This window comes from Enterobacter sp. D2, assembly GCF_034427575.1.
Taxonomy (GTDB): Bacteria; Pseudomonadota; Gammaproteobacteria; order Enterobacterales; family Enterobacteriaceae; genus Enterobacter; species Enterobacter cloacae_M.
The window spans coordinates 492,062-508,726 of record NZ_JAXQPP010000002.1; the positions used below are offsets into that span (position 1 = coordinate 492,062).

Annotated in this window: 13 protein-coding genes; 7 read left to right on the forward strand and 6 right to left on the reverse strand. The window is 60.9% G+C overall.

Features of this window, described 5'->3' with window-relative positions; genetic code table 11:
* Window positions 1-8: 8 nt before the first annotated feature.
* The 4 genes from lsrB to lsrA are packed head-to-tail and all read right to left on the reverse strand — an operon-like array spanning window position 9 to window position 4,505.
* Window positions 9-1,010 (reverse strand): autoinducer 2 ABC transporter substrate-binding protein LsrB, encoded by a 1,002-nt coding sequence (gene lsrB / locus SPG90_RS14600; protein WP_126303119.1) that lies wholly within the window; start codon window positions 1,008-1,010, stop codon window positions 9-11.
* 1 nt (window position 1,011) lies between these two features.
* Window positions 1,012-1,989 carry an autoinducer 2 ABC transporter permease LsrD gene (gene lsrD / locus SPG90_RS14605; protein ID WP_045403440.1) on the reverse strand — a complete coding sequence of 326 codons (978 nt, stop codon included), beginning with the start codon at window positions 1,987-1,989 and terminating at the stop codon, window positions 1,012-1,014.
* The gene (gene lsrC / locus SPG90_RS14610) at window positions 1,990-3,021 is read right to left on the reverse strand and encodes an autoinducer 2 ABC transporter permease LsrC (protein WP_047173385.1); all 1,032 of its coding nucleotides are present in this window, start codon (window positions 3,019-3,021) and stop codon (window positions 1,990-1,992) included.
* The gene (gene lsrA, locus SPG90_RS14615) at window positions 3,018-4,505 is read right to left on the reverse strand and encodes an autoinducer 2 ABC transporter ATP-binding protein LsrA (protein WP_126303156.1); all 1,488 of its coding nucleotides are present in this window, start codon (window positions 4,503-4,505) and stop codon (window positions 3,018-3,020) included. Before lsrA ends, lsrC begins: the two co-directional genes overlap by 4 nt.
* 215 nt (window positions 4,506-4,720) lie before the next feature.
* Here lsrA and lsrR point away from each other — a divergent pair, with 215 nt between their 5' ends.
* From lsrR to SPG90_RS14630, 3 genes are all read left to right on the forward strand, one after another.
* The gene (gene lsrR, locus SPG90_RS14620) at window positions 4,721-5,689 is read left to right on the forward strand and encodes a transcriptional regulator LsrR (RefSeq protein ID WP_045403450.1); all 969 of its coding nucleotides are present in this window, start codon (window positions 4,721-4,723) and stop codon (window positions 5,687-5,689) included.
* A gap of 34 nt (window positions 5,690-5,723) precedes the next feature.
* The gene (gene lsrK / locus SPG90_RS14625) at window positions 5,724-7,319 is read left to right on the forward strand and encodes an autoinducer-2 kinase (RefSeq protein ID WP_126303120.1); all 1,596 of its coding nucleotides are present in this window, start codon (window positions 5,724-5,726) and stop codon (window positions 7,317-7,319) included.
* Between the two features lie 178 nt (window positions 7,320-7,497).
* On the forward strand, window positions 7,498-9,519 hold the full coding sequence (locus SPG90_RS14630) for an NADPH-dependent 2,4-dienoyl-CoA reductase (protein ID WP_045403458.1): 2,022 nt from the start codon (window positions 7,498-7,500) through the stop codon (window positions 9,517-9,519).
* On the opposite strand, the gene rlmG is transcribed toward SPG90_RS14630, so the two are convergent.
* A complete protein-coding gene (gene rlmG / locus SPG90_RS14635) occupies window positions 9,516-10,652 on the reverse strand; it encodes a 23S rRNA (guanine(1835)-N(2))-methyltransferase RlmG (RefSeq protein ID WP_045354012.1) in 1,137 nt (378 codons plus the stop codon). The two genes, SPG90_RS14630 and rlmG, sit on opposite strands and share 4 nt — an antisense overlap.
* 83 nt (window positions 10,653-10,735) lie before the next feature.
* On the opposite strand from rlmG, the gene SPG90_RS14640 reads away from it, so the two are divergent.
* The 4 genes from SPG90_RS14640 to sstT all read left to right on the forward strand — a co-directional run bounded on the left by SPG90_RS14640 (window position 10,736) and on the right by sstT (window position 15,030).
* Window positions 10,736-11,239 carry a YgjP-like metallopeptidase domain-containing protein gene (locus SPG90_RS14640; protein WP_023309281.1) on the forward strand — a complete coding sequence of 168 codons (504 nt, stop codon included), beginning with the start codon at window positions 10,736-10,738 and terminating at the stop codon, window positions 11,237-11,239.
* Window positions 11,240-11,309: 70 nt separating this feature from the next.
* Window positions 11,310-12,308: a Gfo/Idh/MocA family protein gene (locus tag SPG90_RS14645; protein WP_045354014.1), complete on the forward strand. Its 999-nt coding sequence runs from the start codon at window positions 11,310-11,312 to the stop codon at window positions 12,306-12,308.
* A gap of 250 nt (window positions 12,309-12,558) precedes the next feature.
* Window positions 12,559-13,527, forward strand: a complete 969-nt coding sequence (locus tag SPG90_RS14650) for a TerC family protein (protein WP_023309283.1) — start codon at window positions 12,559-12,561, stop codon at window positions 13,525-13,527.
* 261 nt (window positions 13,528-13,788) lie between these two features.
* The gene (gene sstT / locus SPG90_RS14655) at window positions 13,789-15,030 is read left to right on the forward strand and encodes a serine/threonine transporter SstT (RefSeq protein WP_029739668.1); all 1,242 of its coding nucleotides are present in this window, start codon (window positions 13,789-13,791) and stop codon (window positions 15,028-15,030) included.
* A 138-nt stretch (window positions 15,031-15,168) separates the two neighbouring features.
* On the opposite strand, the gene SPG90_RS14660 is transcribed toward sstT, so the two are convergent.
* Window positions 15,169-16,656: an altronate dehydratase family protein gene (locus SPG90_RS14660; RefSeq protein ID WP_322408207.1), complete on the reverse strand. Its 1,488-nt coding sequence runs from the start codon at window positions 16,654-16,656 to the stop codon at window positions 15,169-15,171.
* Window positions 16,657-16,665 lie beyond the last annotated feature (9 nt).

Genomic DNA, 16,665 nt, shown 5'->3' on the forward strand with positions numbered 1-16,665 from the left:
CTCCCCCGTCAGAAATCGTATTTGCTGATGTTCTCTTTGGTGAACACCACCCGCTCCGGCAGCAGCACGATGCCGTTGCCCTTCGCCTCATACTGGTAGCCCTGCACGCTGTTCGGTTCGACCTTCAGCACGCCGATATTTTTTACGTCCACGCTGTCGCCGACGTTAAGATCGCCTTTTTTCAGCAGGCGATCGGCGACATTGACCGCAATTTTGCCCTGTTGCACCACGTCCCACAGGCCGAAGGCCTTCACCGTGCCGCGCTCAACGTACGGGCGCATCACGTTCGGCGTGCTGAACCCGACAATCGCCACCCCTTCCCGCTTCAGGTTTTCCGCCGCCTGCGCCGCGGCTGGCAGCGCGTTGGCGTCCGGGGCGATGATCGCATCCAGATCCGGATACGCTTTTAAGATCCCTTCGGCGGTTTGCAGAGATTTGGTGGCGTCGTTATAGCCAAACTGGGTGGTGACGACCTGCCACTGGGGGTGATCTTTCTCGATTTTGGCCTTCGCCTCTTTCACCCACTGGTTCTGGTCGGTGACGGTGGGGCTGGAGTAGAAGAACGCCACTTTAGCGTTCGGTTTGGTGACCTGCTTGCCCGCCATCTCAACCAGCAGGCCGCCCAGCTGTTCCGGCGTACCCTGGTTGATGTAGATGCTGCGGCACTCCGGTTTGGTGTCGGAGTCCCAGGTCAGGACCTTGACGCCGCGCTGTATCGCGCGCTTGAGCGCCGGGCAGAGACCGTCCGGGGACACGGCGGAGACGATGATGGCGTTATAGCCCTGGTTGACGAAGTTATTGATGAGCTGCACCTGGCCGGAGACGCTCGGCTCGGTCGGGCCGTCGTAGGTCACGTCCACGCCGAGATCTTTCCCCGCCTCTTTCGCGCCGTTGCCGCCGCTGGTGAAGAACCCCACGCCCACCAGCTTCGGGATAAAGGCAATGCGGTCCGCCGCCTGCGCCGAGGCGAAGCTGAGGGCCATTGCCAGGACTATCAGTTTTGTTTTCATCTTACGCTCCGGATAGTTTTCTAAAGAGAGAACGCACCCACTCGCGGTGCAGACTCAGCGAACGTCCCATCACCACCACAACCAGCAGCGCCCCTGACAGCGCGCTCGACACCTGGTTAGGGATGCCGACCATCTGTAAACCCTGCTGCAGGTAGCCCACCAGCAGCGCCGCCAGCGCCGTACCGACAACCGAACCTGACCCGCCGTAGATATTGGCCCCGCCCAGCACGGCGGCGGTGAGCGCAGGCATCAGCAAATCGCGCCCCAGATCCGAACGCGCGGAGCCGAAATAGGAGACCATCACCAGCGCGGCAATCGCCGAGGCCACGCCCACCAGACCGTACAGCGCGTAGGGCATGCCGTTCACCGACAGCGCCGCATAGCGCGCCGCGCGCGGGTTTTGCCCGATCAAAAACAGGTGACGGCCAAAGCGCCCGCGGTGGGTAATCAGCCAGAAGAAAACGGTAATCACCGCGAACAGCACCAGCGGGATCGGCAGACCCAGCACCGTGAGGTTAGCGAACGCCGTGAAGCTGTCCGGGAAGCCGCCGATGCCCTCATAGCCCGTCGCACCCGCCATGCCGGAGAGCAGCAGCGCGCCGCCGCCGTAGAGGTAGAGCGTGCCGAGGGTGATCACCAGCGGGCTGATTCCCGTGTAGTGAATAAGCGCCGCGTTTACCAGCCCGCACAGCAGTCCCAGCACCAGCGTCAGCGGAACGGCGACCGCCATCGGCCACCCCGCCTGCATCATCACGCCCAGCGCGATGGCGCACAGGCCGATGGTCGAGCCGAGGGAGATGTCGATCCCGCCGCTGACGATCACCAGCGTGAGCGGCAGCGCCACAATGCCGATGCAGATGAAGTCGCTGGTGCTGAACAGCAGCATGTTGATATCGAGCATGCGCGGGTTGATGGCGCCAAAGAGCAGGATCTCCAGCACCAGCAAAATCAGCAGCGCGCTTTCCCAGTTAAGCCTCATTTACGCCACCTCTTTTTTGCGTTTGGGAAACGGGGTGATGTGCTTTCCCCCTTTGTTACCCGGCTGGAAGCGGCCGTACTTCAGCGCCCGCTGATGGCGTGCCAGCGCCTGGCGCAGGCGCCCGTCGAGCACCAAAACGCCCAACAGCACCAGCCCGGCGATAAAGTCGTTCCACCACGCCGGGAGCCTGAACAGCACCAGCACGGTGTCAATTTGGGTCAGGAAGAAGGCCCCGAGCAGCGCGCCAACCAGCGTGCCCGTGCCGCCCAGCAGCGAAATCCCCCCGAGCACGCAGGCGGCGATGGCCTTCATCTCCAGCCCGCTGCCGGTCTGGTTGGGCACAAAACCAATCTGCGCGGCAAAGACGATCCCGGCGCAGGCCGCCAGCATGCCGTTCAGGGTAAAGGCGATCATGCGGGTGCGGTTCACCGCCACGCCCAGCTGGCGCGCGGCGGCGAGGTTATCCCCCACCGCGTAGAAATCACGCCCGAACGCGGTGCGCGACAGCGTCCATGCGCCCACGACGGCGATAATCAACACCAGCATGCCGAGCGGCGAAATGCCGATGGCGGCAGGCTCAGAGAGGGATTTCAGCCCCGGCGGCAGCCCCTCAATCCACTTTCCGCCGGTCCAGAGCAGCATCGCGCCGCGGTACAGCCCCAGCGTGCCGAGGGTGGCGACAATCGCCGGGATGCGCAGCCCCACCACCAGGAACCCGTTGAACGCCCCGGCCAACGCGCCAATAGACATCGCGAAGAGAATGGAAACGGGCAGGCTGTAGCCGCTATTAAGCGCCACGCCGACGGCGATGGCGGACAGCCCGACGATGGAGCCGACGGACACGTCGATATTGCGGGTCAGCATAACCAGCGCCGCGCCGATGGCCAGCAGGATCAGGATCTGCGAGCTGGCGAAGATCATCCCCAGCGTCTGCAGGCTGAAGTATGACGGGTTCAGCGCCACCAGCACGGCGAACAGCGCCAGAATGGCGAGAAACGCGCTCAGCTCGCGGTTTTTGAGTAAGGTCTTCATGATTGCCCTCCAAACGCCAGCGCCATCATCCTGTCGAGGCTGACGGCGTGGCGCGGCAGCTCGCCGCTGAGCACGCCCTGATGCATCACCAGCACCCGGTCCGCAAGGCCCGGAAACTCGTCGAGATCGCTTGAGATCATCAGCACCGCCACGTTCTGCGCCGCCACGCTTTTTATCAGCTGGTAGATATCGGCGCGCGCCGAGACGTCCACCCCGCGCGTCGGTTCATCGACGATCAGCAGTAAAGGGTTGGCCTCCAGGCAGCGCGCCAGAAGCACCTTCTGCTGGTTGCCGCCGGAGAGGGTGCGCACGGTTTGATCCGCATGGTTGAGCTTGATCCCCAGCGCCCGGTGATAGCGCTCCACCACCGCAGACTCCCGCTTGCGCTGCTGCCAGAGCGACGGCTCGTTCAGCGCCACCGTGTTCCAGCGGATCGGCGCGTCGAGGAACAGGCCGGACACCTGCCTGTCTTCCGGCAGGTAAACCAGCCCTTTTTCCAGGCGTGAACTTACCGGATCGCCGGTGATCTCCTGGTTTTCCAGCCAGACGCGCCCACCGCGCACGGGCCGCAGGCCGTAGAGCGTTTCCGCAAACTCGGTGCGTCCGGATCCCACCAGCCCGGCCAGGCCGACGATCTCTCCGGCGTAGATCTCAAGGCTGAGATCGATAAACCCTTCCCCGGTGAGATCGTCAACGCGCAGCACCGGGAAATCCTGCGGCTGGGTGCGGCGGTTGCCCGGCAGCGCCAGCCACAGCTTTTGCGTATCGCTGAGGGATTTCTCCCGGCTTACCGGCGTCATGGCGGCGATCAGGGCGCTGTCGTCAAACTGCACGGTTTCTCCGCTCAGCACCACCGCGCCGTCGCGCATCACCGAGACGTGGCTCGAAAGCATGCGAATTTCCGGCAGCTTGTGCGAGATAAAGACAATCCCGACGCCGAGCGCCTGCAGGGCGCGGATCTGGCGGAACAGCCGCTCGGTTTCGCCGGGCGTGAGGGAGGCCGTGGGTTCGTCGAGGATCAGGATCCTCGCGTTGCGCATCAGACCGCGCAGGATCTCCACCATCTGCTGATCCGCCACCTCCAGGGTGCTGGCGGCGGCGTCGAGGTTAAGCTGGCACTGCAGCTGCTGGAGCTTCTCCGCCAGCCGTTTTTCCAGATCGCGTTCGCGCGGCAGGCGGAACAGGATATTTTCCCGCACCGTCAGGTTGGGGAACAGCAGCGGCTCCTGCGGCACCAGATAAATGCCTAACCTGTGCGCCTGAGCGGGCGTGAGCCGCGCATATGACTGCCCCTCGACACAAAGTTCACCGCTGTCCGGCGTTTCCACCCCGGCGATGATCTTCATCAGCGTCGATTTTCCCGCGCCGTTTCCGCCCATCAGGGCGTGCACCTGGCCCGCAAGCAGCGTGAAATCTATGCCTTTTAGAACCGGCACGCCTGAGAACTGCTTGCTGATATTCCGCGCGTCGAGAAGTGGTGTCATCATCGCTCCGCTATTGAACAAATGATTTTTAGATTTAATAATGTTCAAAAGCGTAGACGGTGAACTATATTTACAACCGTGCAGAGATCACAGTTTTATCGATTGAGATACAGATAAACCAGAAACGATCGAAAAGATCCGTTTTGTCGCGTGGCTCACACTTTCCCTTCGCGCCATCACGAACATATGATCTAAATTTTTATAAGAGTTCAACTATGAGCGATAAACGCACTGCGGAAGAAGGACGGTTTGCCGGGCTGGCACTGGCGGAAGAGGAACTCGTGGCGCGCGTGGCCTGGTGCTACTACCACGACGGATTAACCCAGAACGACATCGGCGAGCGGCTCGGGCTGCCGCGCCTGAAGATCTCCCGCCTGCTGGAAAAAGGCCGTCAGTCCGGGGTGATCCGCGTGCAGATCAACTCCCGCTACGAGGGCTGCCTGGCGCTGGAGACCGAGCTACAGCAGCGCTTTGGCCTGAAGCTGGTGCGCGTGATGCCCGCGTTAAATACGCCGCCGATGAACGTGCGGCTCGGCATTGGCGCGGCGCAGTCGCTGATGGGCGTGCTGGAGCCCGGCCAGCTGCTGGCGGTGGGGTTTGGTGAAACCACCATGAGCTGCCTGCAGCACCTGAGCGGTTTTATCAGCTCGCAGCAGATCCGCCTGGTTACGCTCTCCGGCGGCGTCGGGCCGTATATGACCGGTATCGGCCAGCTGGACGCGGCCTGCAGCGTCAGCATGATCCCCGCCCCGCTTCGCGTGTCATCCGCAGAGGTTGCCGGGATCTTAAAACGCGAGACCAGCGTGCGGGACGTGATCCTCGCCGCGACCGCCGCCGACGTGGCAGTGGTCGGCATTGGTTCAGTGAACCAGCGCCGTGACGCCACGATACTGCGATCCGGCTATATCAGCGAAGGTGAACAACTGATGTACGCCCGCAAAGGCGCGGTCGGCGACATTCTCGGCTATTTCCTCAATGCCGAAGGCGAGTGCGTTGAGGAGCTGGAGATCCACAAAGAACTGCTGGGCGTCACGCTCGATGAACTGGCGCAGCTGCCCACCATCGTTGGCGTGGCCGGAGGGGAAGAGAAAGCCGATGCGATTTATGCCGCACTGAAGGGCCGCCGTATCAATGGCCTGGTGACGGAGGAGACGACAGCCCGCGCGGTGCTGGCCCTGACGTAACGGGCAGGCCCTGCGCTAACAACGAGGCAAGCTCATGAGTTACCTTTTAGCGTTAGATGCAGGGACAGGCAGCGTTCGCGCCGTTATTTTCGATTTACAGGGCAACCAGATTGCCGTCGGCCAGGCCGAGTGGAAGCACCTGAGCGTGGAGAACGTGCCGGGATCGATGGAGTTCGACCTCGAGACCAACTGGCTGCTGGCCTGCCGGTGCATTCATCAGGCGCTGGAACGTGCGCGCCTGAGCGCGGCGGATATTAAGTCTGTCGCCTGCTGCTCAATGCGCGAAGGGATCGTGCTGTATGACCGCAACGGCGAGGCCATCTGGGCCTGCGCCAACGTCGACGCCCGCGCCAGCCGCGAGGTGGCCGAACTCAAAGAGATCCACGACGATCGTTTTGAATCCGAGGTGTATGAGGTTTCCGGCCAGACGCTGGCGCTGAGCGCCATGCCGCGCCTGCTGTGGCTGGCGCACCATCGCCCGGATATTTACCGCAAGGCCGCGACCATCACCATGATCAGCGACTGGCTGGCGGCGAAGCTCTCCGGCGAACTGGCGGTCGACCCGTCTAACGCGGGCACCACCGGCATGCTGGATCTCTTCTCTCGCGACTGGCGTCCGGCGCTGCTCGACATGGCCGGGCTGCGCGCCGATATCCTCTCCCCGGTGAAAGAGACCGGTACCGTGCTGGGCGCGATTGCCAAAGAGGCCGCGCAGCAGAGCGGCCTGCGCGAAGGCACCCCGGTGGTGATGGGCGGCGGCGACGTGCAGCTGGGCTGTCTGGGGCTGGGCGTGGTCCGCGCCGGCCAGACGGCGGTACTGGGCGGTACCTTCTGGCAGCAGGTGGTCAATCTGCCGCAGGTGCGCACCGACCCCGACATGAACATCCGCGTGAACCCGCACGTTATTCCCGGTATGGCGCAGGCGGAGTCGATCAGCTTCTTCACCGGGCTGACCATGCGCTGGTTCCGCGACGCCTTCTGCGCCGAGGAAAAGCTGATTGCCGAGCGAATGGGGATGGACACCTATTCCCTGCTGGAAGAGATGGCCAGCCGCGTGCCGGCGGGCTCCCACGGGGTGATGCCGATCTTCTCCGACGCGATGCATTTCAAGCAGTGGTACCACGCCGCGCCGTCGTTTATTAACCTCTCCATCGACCCGGAAAAGTGCAACAAAGCGACGCTGTTCCGCGCCCTGGAGGAGAACGCGGCGATTGTCTCGGCCTGCAACCTGGCGCAGATCTCGCGCTTCTCCGGCGTGACGCTTGAAAGCCTGGTGTTTGCGGGCGGCGGGGCTAAGGGCGCCCTGTGGAGTCAGATTTTAAGCGACGTCACCGGGCTGCCGGTGCGCGTGCCGGAAGTGAAAGAGGCAACGGCGCTCGGCTGCGCGATTGCCGCCGGCGCGGGCGCGGGGCTGTTTGCCGATATGGCCTCGACGGGCGAGCGGCTGGTGAAATGGAGCCGCGAGTTCACGCCGAACCCGCAGCACCGCGAGCTGTACGACGGCATGATGCAGAAATGGCAGGCAGTGTACGCGGACCAGCTCGGGCTGGTGGACAGCGGGCTGACGACGTCGATGTGGCAGGCGCCGGGGCTGGTGCGGACATCCCCCTCACCCCGGCCCTCTCCCTAAGGGAGAGGGAGATTACGTCCCCTCTCCCCGTGGGAGAGGGTTAGGGTGAGGGCATCAGGCCACACCAATATTTGAATCCCATCACAATCACTGCATTCGCCTTTTCCCTTTTACTCCCCGCTGGCTAAATTAGTAACTCATCCGACCACATAACAATAATTTTACACTGGAAGAGACTATGAGCCGCTACCCGTCGTTATTCGCCCCTCTCGATCTGGGGTTCACCACACTCAAAAACCGCGTGTTGATGGGCTCGATGCACACCGGGCTGGAGGAGCATCCGGACGGGGCCGAGCGTCTGGCAGCCTTCTATGCCGAGCGCGCCCGCCACGGTGTGGCGCTGATTGTCACCGGCGGCGTGGCCCCTGCCCCTTCCGGCGTGGGCATGGAGGGCGGCGCGGTCCTGAACGATGCGTCACAGCTGCCACACCACCGCATTGTGACCGACGCGGTACACCGCGAGGGCGGTAAAATCGCCCTGCAAATCCTGCACACCGGACGCTACAGCTATCAGCCGAACCTGGTCGCGCCGTCGGCCATTCAGGCGCCAATCAACCGCTTTAAACCTCACGCCCTCAGCCACGATGAGATCCTGGCGCTGATCGACGACTTTGCCCGCTGCGCGGCGCTGGCCCGCGAGGCGGGCTACGACGGCGTTGAGGTGATGGGCTCAGAAGGCTACCTGATTAACGAGTTCCTCGCGGCCCGCACCAACCAGCGCGACGACGAATGGGGCGGCGACTATGCCCGCCGGATGCGCTTTGCCGTGGAGGTGGTGCGCGCGGTGCGCGAACGTGCGGGCGCAGACTTTATTATCGTCTTCCGCCTGTCGATGCTCGACCTGGTGGAAGGCGGCGGCACGTTCGACGAAACCGTGCAGCTGGCGCAGGCGATTGAAGCCGCAGGTGCCACGATTATCAACACCGGCATCGGCTGGCACGAGGCGCGCATACCGACTATCGCCACGCCGGTGCCGCGCGCGGCGTTCAGCTGGGTAACACGGAAACTGAAAGGCAAAGTCTCTGTTCCGCTGGTCACCACCAACCGCATTAACGATCCGCAGGTGGCGGACGATGTGATTTCGCGAGGCGACGCCGATATGGTGTCGATGGCGCGTCCGTTCCTGGCGGATGCCGAACTGCTCTCCAAAGCGCAAAGCGGCCGTGCGGATGAGATCAACACCTGCATCGGCTGTAACCAGGCCTGTCTGGATCAGATCTTCGTCGGCAAGGTCACCTCTTGCCTGGTTAACCCGCGCGCCTGCCATGAAACCAAAATGCCGATCGTTGCGGCGGTCAGTAAAAAACGCCTGGCCGTGGTGGGCGCAGGCCCGGCGGGGCTGGCGTTTGCGGTGAATGCCGCCTCGCGCGGGCACAGCGTGACGCTGTTTGATGCGCTGGCGGAGATTGGCGGGCAGTTTAATATCGCCAAACAGATCCCCGGCAAAGAGGAGTTCTATGAAACGCTGCGCTACTACCGCCGGATGATCGAGCTGACGGGCGTCGATCTGCGGCTTAACCAGTTTGTCAGCGCAGCGGATCTGACCGGTTTCGACGAGGTGATCCTGGCGAGCGGGATCGTGCCGCGCACGCCGGCGATCGAGGGTATCGATCATCCGAAGGTGTTGAGCTATCTGGATGTATTGCGTGACAAAACGCCGGTCGGCGAGAAGGTGGCGATTATCGGCTGCGGCGGGATCGGCTTTGATACCGCCATGTACTTAAGCCAGCCGGGCGAGGCCACCAGCCAGAACATTGCCGAGTTTTGCGTGGAATGGGGTATCGACACCAGCCTGAACCAGTCCGGCGGGCTGCGCCCGGAAGGGCCGCAGCTGCCGAAAAGCCCGCGCCAGATCGTGATGCTGCAGCGCAAGGCCAGCAAGCCGGGCGAAGGGCTGGGCAAAACCACGGGATGGATCCACCGCGCCACCCTGCTCTCGCGCGGGGTGAAGATGATCCCGGCGGTCAGCTACCAGAAGATCGACGACGAGGGTCTGCACGTCACGATCGGCGGCGAGCCGCAGTTGTTACGTGTGGATCATGTGATTTTATGCGCCGGGCAGGAGCCGAAGCGCGATCTGGCCGATCCGCTGCGCGAAGCCGGTAAAACGGTGCATTTGATCGGCGGGTGCGACGTGGCGATGGAGCTGGACGCGCGGCGGGCGATTGCGCAGGGCACCCAGCTTGCACTGGTTATTTAACGACGACGTCCCAGCTTCACCGCCTTCAGCACCACGAACTTATTGTTCGTCGCAATGGTGACGCAGTTGCCGAAAATCTTCTTCAGCTTGTGGAAGTAGTCCAGGTGGCGGTTCGCCACGATGTATAGCTCGCCGTTGATTTTCAGGCAGCGGCGCGCGTGGTGGAACATCTCCCACGCGACGTTATCCGTCAGGGCGTGCTTCTGGTGGAACGGCGGGTTGCAGAACACGGCGTTGAAGCGGAACGGCTCTACGCCGGACAGCGCGTTGTTGATCATAAACTCGCAGCGGTCCAGCGCTTCCGGCATGTTGGTTTCCACGTTCAGACGGCTGGAGGCCACCGCCATCGGCGATTCGTCGCTGAACACCACGCTGGCGTCCGGGTTCTTCGCCAACAGCGTCAGCCCAATCACGCCGTTACCGCAGCCCAGATCGACAATCTCACCTTCCAGATTTTCCGGCAGATGTTCCATAAAGAAACGCGCGCCGATATCCAGCCCGGTGCGGGAGAAGACGTTCGCGTGGTTGTGGATGGTCCAGTCGGTCCCTTCCAGCTTCCAGCTCAGGGTCTCCGGCGCGTCGGCCAGCTCCGGTGCGCTGAAGGTACAGTTGATCAGGCGCGCTTTTTTCCAGGCCAGCGTGGTGGTGGTCGGGCCGAGGACCTTCTCGAACAGCTCGAGCGTCGAAGTGTGAATATCGCGCGCTTTGGCTCCCGCGATAATGCGCGTTTCCGGCGTCACGACCTTACGCAGCGCGCGCAGCTGTTGCTCCAGCAGCGCCATGGTTTTTGGCACTTTGATCAGCACCACGCCCGGCGCCTGCGGGTAGTCCGCGGTGCTGTCGAGGAACTTCACGCTGGATTCTTCGATGTCGTTATGGCGCAGGTTTTCACGCGTCGCCAGCTCGCTCAGGTAGGAATCGCCGATGCTGTAAGGCGTGTGCTCCGCCAGGGCGCAGCCCAGCGCGCCAAAGGCGTCATTCAGGATCAAAACCGGGCCGCGGATTTCAGTCTCATCCAACTGCTGCAGCAGATATTCATCCGCCGCTTCCCACGCCTGAAGCGGGTTAACGTCATCCGTTTCCGGGAAACGTTTAAGGTTGAGTGAACGGAAACCGTTGTCTAAGTGGCTCATCGGCCCTCCTGAATGGTAAAATTTGGCGTATCCCTGAAAAGGGTGCGTGAGTATACCCGTTTTATTGTCGATTTGGGGCGTTGATGAACCAACTTACTTATCTCCAGGGCTATCCGGAGCATTTACTGACTCAGGTTCGCAGCCTGATTGCCGAGCAGAAGCTCGGCGCGGTGCTGGAAAAACGCTATCCCGGCACCCACGATTTCGCGACCGATAAGGCCCTCTGGCAGTATACGCAGGATCTGAAAAGCAGGTATCTGAAGAGCGCGCCGCCGATCAACAAGGTGATGTATGACAACAAGATCCACGTGCTGAAAAACGCGCTCGGCCTGCACACCGCCGTCTCCCGCGTACAGGGCGGCAAGCTGAAGGCGAAGGCCGAAATCCGCGTCGCGACGGTTTTCCGTAACGCGCCGGAAGCCTTTCTGCGGATGATCGTCGTCCACGAGCTGGCGCACCTGAAGGAGAAAGAGCACGACAAAGCGTTCTATTCCCTGTGCTGCCACATGGAGCCGCAGTACCACCAGCTGGAGTTTGATACCCGACTATGGCTTACGCATTTATCGTTAAATGGTAATGCGGAATAGCGCACGCGAATTGTCATGATGACGTGCTACAGTGGCTAAAGGTTCCCCGCTACGGAGTACGTAAACGTTTATGATACGTTTCGCAGTCATTGGAACGAACTGGATCACGCGCCAGTTCGTCGACGCCGCCCACGAAACCGGCAAACTGAAACTTACCGCAGTCTATTCCCGCAGCCTTGAGCAGGCGCAGAGTTTTGCCAACGATTACCTCGTTGAGCATCTCTTCACCTCGCTTGATGACATGGCGCAAAGCGACGCCATTGACGCGGTGTATATCGCCAGCCCGAACTCCCTGCACTTCCCGCAAACGAAGCTGTTCCTCAGCCATAAAAAGCATGTGATTTGCGAGAAGCCGCTGGCGTCGAATATCCAGGAAGTGGAAGCGGCCATTGCGCTTGCCCGCGAAAACCAGGTGGTGCTGTTCGAAGCCTTCAAAACCGCCAGCCTGCCGAATTTCCTGCTGCTGCAGCAGTCCCTGCCGAAAATTGGCAAGGTGCGTAAAGCCTTTATCAACTACTGCCAGTACTCGTCGCGCTACCAGCGCTATCTTGACGGCGAGAACCCGAACACCTTTAATCCGGCCTTCTCTAACGGCTCGATTATGGACATAGGTTTCTACTGCCTGGCCTCTGCCGTGGCCCTGTGGGGCGAGCCGCATGGCGTGACGGCCACCGCCAGCCTGCTGGAGAGCGGCGTGGATGCGCACGGTGTAGCGGTGCTGGATTACGGTGATTTCAGCGTCACGCTGCAGCACTCCAAGGTGAGCGATTCCGCGCTGCCGAGCGAAATTCAGGGCGAAGCGGGCTCGCTGGTTATCGAGAAGATCTCCGAGTGCCAGAAGGTGAGTTTTGTGCCGCGCGGCGGCAAAGCGCAGGAGCTGACGCAGCCTCAGCATATTAACACTATGCTCTATGAGGCAGAGGTCTTCGCCCGTCTGGTGGAAGACAACGAAGTGAATCACCCAGGCCTTGCGGTGAGCCGCACCACGGCGAAGCTGCAAACGGAGATCCGCCGTCAGACAGGCGTGGTGTTCCCGGCTGACGGCGTGAGCGCGGAAGCTATCGCGTAAAGCTGTGTAATGAAACGGCGCAGACCATTGACGAAACCAATGGTCTGACATATTTTGTTACCTGCAAAGGGGAGTAACTTCTTCGTCGGTTGATCGTCATTACGATGCGTTAAACACGCATCCGGTCGCCGGGCAACCTTCGTGGTTGTAAGTGAGACCTTGCCGGAAGGCGAGGTCTATGCATAAAAAGCTAACGGCTATCGTCTTCTGACCATGGCCGTTTTTGTTTTTTATGTGTAAGGAAAATAGTATGCATTCTGTCGGCACTCCAATGTTGTGGGGCGGATTCGCGGTTGTCGTGCTCATCATGCTGGCGATCGACCTCTTTTTGCAGGGACGTCGCGGCGCGCACGGCATGACCATGAAACAGGCCGCCGCTTGGTCGCTGGTGTGGGTCACCCTCTCTCTGCTCTTCTGCGCTGCCTTCTGGTGGTATCTGGCCTCGACCGAAGGCCGCGCGGTGGCCGATCCTCAGGCGCTCGCCTTCCTCACCGGTTATCTGATTGAAAAAGCCCTGGCGGTCGATAACGTCTTCGTCTGGCTGATGCTGTTCAGCTATTTCGCCGTGCCTGCGGCCCTTCAGCGCCGCGTGCTGGTATACGGCGTGCTGGGGGCGATCATTCTGCGTACCATCATGATCTTCGCCGGCAGCTGGCTGATTACCCAGTTCGAATGGCTGCTGTACGTCTTCGGCGCGTTTCTGCTGTTCACCGGGGTCAAAATGGCGCTGGCGAAAGAGGACGGCTCCGCGATTGGCGATCGCCCGCTGGTGAAGTGGATCCGCGGTCATCTGCGCATGACCGACAAGATCGAGAGCGAGCACTTCTTCGTGCGCAAGAACGGCCTGCTGTTTGCCACCCCGCTGCTGCTGGTGCTGATTCTGGTTGAGCTGAGCGACGTGATTTTCGCGGTGGACAGCATTCCGGCGATCTTCGCGGTGACCACCGACCCGTTCATCGTCCTGACGTCTAACCTCTTCGCCATTCTCGGCCTGCGTGCGATGTACTTCCTGCTGGCGGGCGCGGCGGAGCGCTTCTCAATGCTGAAGTACGGTCTGTCGGTGATCTTGGTGTTTATCGGTATCAAGATGCTGATCGTCGATTTCTACCATATCCCGATCGCCATTTCGCTCGGCGTGGTGTTTGGCATTCTGATCGTGACGCTGATTATCAATACCTGGGTTAACCGCCAGCACGATAAGAAGCAGCAGGTGGAATAAAAGGGCTGATGCCCCCACCCCGACCCTCTCCCACTGGGAGAGGGGGAAATGCAATGTAGGCCGGGTAAGCGTAGCGCCACCCGGCACTTTCGTTAATCAATAGTTAAAAAACATGACGCAACACGTAAAATCCAGCATTTTACGCTTCCTTCCTTTCGCGCATTCCCTATACTCGACCAGGCAAACATTTACTTACATCCGGACATAAATGTGACTAAGAGCACATCCGGGATGGAACGCAATTTCACTCAGGAAATACGTATGAGCACACAATCAAGCGGACTGTTCGCGCGCCTGGCGCAGGGCAGCCTCGTTAAACAAATTCTGGTCGGGCTGGTGCTGGGTATTCTGCTGGCGATGGTGTCAAAACCTGCGGCGGAGGCCACGGGGCTACTCGGGACCCTTTTCGTTGGCGCGCTGAAGGCCGTAGCACCGGTACTGGTTCTGATGCTGGTCATGGCGTCGATTGCCAACCACCAGCACGGACAAAAAACCAACATTCGCCCTATTTTGTTCCTGTATCTGCTGGGAACCTTCTCGGCGGCCTTAACGGCCGTGGTGTTCAGCTTCCTGTTCCCGTCCACGCTGCACCTGACCAGCGCGGCCGGTGACATCACGCCGCCATCCGGCATTGTCGAAGTGCTGCGCGGACTGCTGATGAGCATGGTTTCTAACCCCATCACCGCGCTGATGAGCGGAAACTACATTGGCATCCTGGTCTGGGCGATTGGTCTGGGCTTCGCGCTGCGTCATGGTAACGACACCACGAAAAACCTGGTCAACGATCTGTCCAATGCCGTGACCTTTATGGTGAAGCTGGTGATTCGCTTTGCGCCAATCGGTATTTTCGGGCTGGTCTCCTCTACGCTTGCAACCACCGGTTTCGACGCGCTGTGGGGCTACGCGCAGCTGCTGGTTGTGCTGGTCGGCTGTATGCTGCTGGTGGCGCTGGTGATCAACCCGCTGCTGGTGTTCTGGCAGATCCGCCGCAACCCGTATCCGCTGGTGCTGACCTGCCTGCGCGAGAGCGGCGTGTATGCCTTTTTCACCCGCAGCTCTGCGGCGAACATTCCGGTTAACATGGCGCTGGCGGAGAAGCTGAACCTGGACCGCGATACCTATTCCGTGTCGATCCCGCTGGGCGCAACCGTGAACATGGCGGGCGCGGCAATCACCATTACCGTTCTGACCCTGGCGGCGGTGCATACGCTGGGCATTCCGGTGGATCTGCCAACCGCGCTGCTGCTGAGCGTGGTGGCATCACTGTGTGCCTGTGGCGCATCCGGCGTGGCGGGCGGTTCGCTGCTGCTGATCCCGCTGGCGTGTAATATGTTCGGCATCCCGAACGAGATTGCGATGCAGGTTGTGGCCGTCGGCTTTATCATCGGCGTGCTGCAGGACTCCTGCGAAACCGCGCTGAACTCCTCTACCGACGTGCTTTTTACCGCAGCGGCCTGTCAGGCGGAAGACGCGCGTTTAGCGAAGAACGCCCTGCGCAGTTAAAAACAAAAGCCCGGTGGCGGCTACGTCTTACCGGGCCTACAGGGTAAATGCAAAACGGCAACCAACGGTTGCCGTTTTTAGTGTTTGTACCCTCTCCCCGTGGGAGAGGGTCAGGGTGAGGGCATCAGGCCGCACCGATTACAGCGTCACACCACTCTTGAAGATCGCCAGCTCGCGGAAGTCGTTCTTTTCGTTACAGGTCTGCTTGCCGTTAGCAAATTCCACGATAGTATCCACGAATTCCGTCAGCAGCTGCGGCATGGCTTTGCCGTGAATCAGCTGGCCCGCATCAAAGTCGATCCAGTGCTTTTTCTTTGCCGACAGCTCGCTGTTGGTGGCGATTTTCACCGTCGGCACAAAACCGCCGTACGGCGTACCGCGACCGGTACTGAACAGCACCATATGGCAGCCGGCACCCGCCAGCGCGCTGGTGGCGACCGCATCGTTGCCCGGTGCGCTCAGCAGATTCAGACCGTGGGTTTTCAGGCGCTCGCCGTAGCGCAGCACGTCAACCACCTGGCTCGCGCCCGCTTTCTGGGTGCAGCCGAGGGATTTCTCTTCCAGCGTGGTGATCCCACCCGCTTTGTTGCCCGGCGACGGATTCTCGTAAATCGGCTGATTGTGGGCGATGAAATACTGTTTGAAGTCGTTCACCATGGTGACGGTCTTCTCAAAGGTCTCTTCGTCGCGGCAGTGGCTCATCAGAATACGCTCCGCGCCGAACATTTCCGGCACTTCGGTCAACACCGTCGTGCCGCCGTTGGCAATCACGTAATCCGAGAAGCGGCCCAGCATCGGATTGGCAGTAATACCGGAAAGGCCATCAGACCCGCCGCACTCAAGCCCAAACTTCAGCTCGCTCAGCTTGCCCGGCTCGCGCCTGTCGTGGCGCATCACCTCATAAAGCTGGTGAAGCTGCTCAACGCCCGCTTCAACTTCGTCGTCCTGATGCTGGCACACCATAAAATGCACGCGCTCAGGATCGAACTCGCCCAGCGTGTCGCGGAAGGCGTCCACCTGATTGTTCTCGCAGCCCAGGCCAATCACCAGCACCGCGCCCGCATTCGGGTGGCGCACCATGTTTTGCAGCATAGTGCGGGTATTGATGTGGTCGTCGCCGAGCTGCGAGCAGCCGTAAGTGTGGCTGAACAGATGCACGCCGTCAGTGCCTTCGGCATCGTTGGTCTCTTTCAGGAAGCGAGTCTGGATCTGACGCGCAATTCCGTTGACGCAGCCGACGGTCGGGAGGATCCACAGCTCGTTGCGGATCCCCACGTCGCCGCTGGCGCGACGGTAGATCTGCACCTCACGATCCGCCGCCTGACGTTCTTCTGCGGGTAAATCAGGTTGATAGCTGTACTCGTCCAGATCGCTCAGATTGGTGCGGGTATTGTGTGAGTGAATGTATTCACCCGGCGCAATATCCGCCAGCGCATGGCCGATGGGCAAACCGTACTTCACCACGTTCTCCCCTTTCGCAATGGGGATCAGGGCAAACTTATGTCCACGAACGATCGCCTGACGCAGGGTGACGCTCTGGTTATCCATGGTCACCACGTCGCCTTCACCGAGATCCGTCAGCGCGACGGCCACGTTATCCAGCGAATGGATTTTGATGTATTGCATATCAACCTC

Excerpts from the sequence above, each read along its gene's own strand:
- lsrA (WP_126303156.1), bottom strand. The coding sequence starts at position 4,505 with ATGACACCACTTCTCGACGCGCGGAATATCAGCAAGCAGTTCTCAGGC.
- sstT (WP_029739668.1), top strand. The coding sequence starts at position 13,789 with ATGAGCACACAATCAAGCGGACTGTTCGCGCGCCTGGCGCAGGGCAGC.
- SPG90_RS14645 (WP_045354014.1), top strand. The coding sequence starts at position 11,310 with ATGATACGTTTCGCAGTCATTGGAACGAACTGGATCACGCGCCAGTTC.
- SPG90_RS14630 (WP_045403458.1), top strand. The coding sequence starts at position 7,498 with ATGAGCCGCTACCCGTCGTTATTCGCCCCTCTCGATCTGGGGTTCACC.
- lsrK (WP_126303120.1), top strand. The coding sequence starts at position 5,724 with ATGAGTTACCTTTTAGCGTTAGATGCAGGGACAGGCAGCGTTCGCGCC.
- lsrR (WP_045403450.1), top strand. The coding sequence starts at position 4,721 with ATGAGCGATAAACGCACTGCGGAAGAAGGACGGTTTGCCGGGCTGGCA.
- SPG90_RS14640 (WP_023309281.1), top strand. The coding sequence starts at position 10,736 with ATGAACCAACTTACTTATCTCCAGGGCTATCCGGAGCATTTACTGACT.
- SPG90_RS14650 (WP_023309283.1), top strand. The coding sequence starts at position 12,559 with ATGCATTCTGTCGGCACTCCAATGTTGTGGGGCGGATTCGCGGTTGTC.
- SPG90_RS14660 (WP_322408207.1), bottom strand. The coding sequence starts at position 16,656 with ATGCAATACATCAAAATCCATTCGCTGGATAACGTGGCCGTCGCGCTG.
- lsrD (WP_045403440.1), bottom strand. The coding sequence starts at position 1,989 with ATGAGGCTTAACTGGGAAAGCGCGCTGCTGATTTTGCTGGTGCTGGAG.
- lsrB (WP_126303119.1), bottom strand. The coding sequence starts at position 1,010 with ATGAAAACAAAACTGATAGTCCTGGCAATGGCCCTCAGCTTCGCCTCG.
- rlmG (WP_045354012.1), bottom strand. The coding sequence starts at position 10,652 with ATGAGCCACTTAGACAACGGTTTCCGTTCACTCAACCTTAAACGTTTC.
- lsrC (WP_047173385.1), bottom strand. The coding sequence starts at position 3,021 with ATGAAGACCTTACTCAAAAACCGCGAGCTGAGCGCGTTTCTCGCCATT.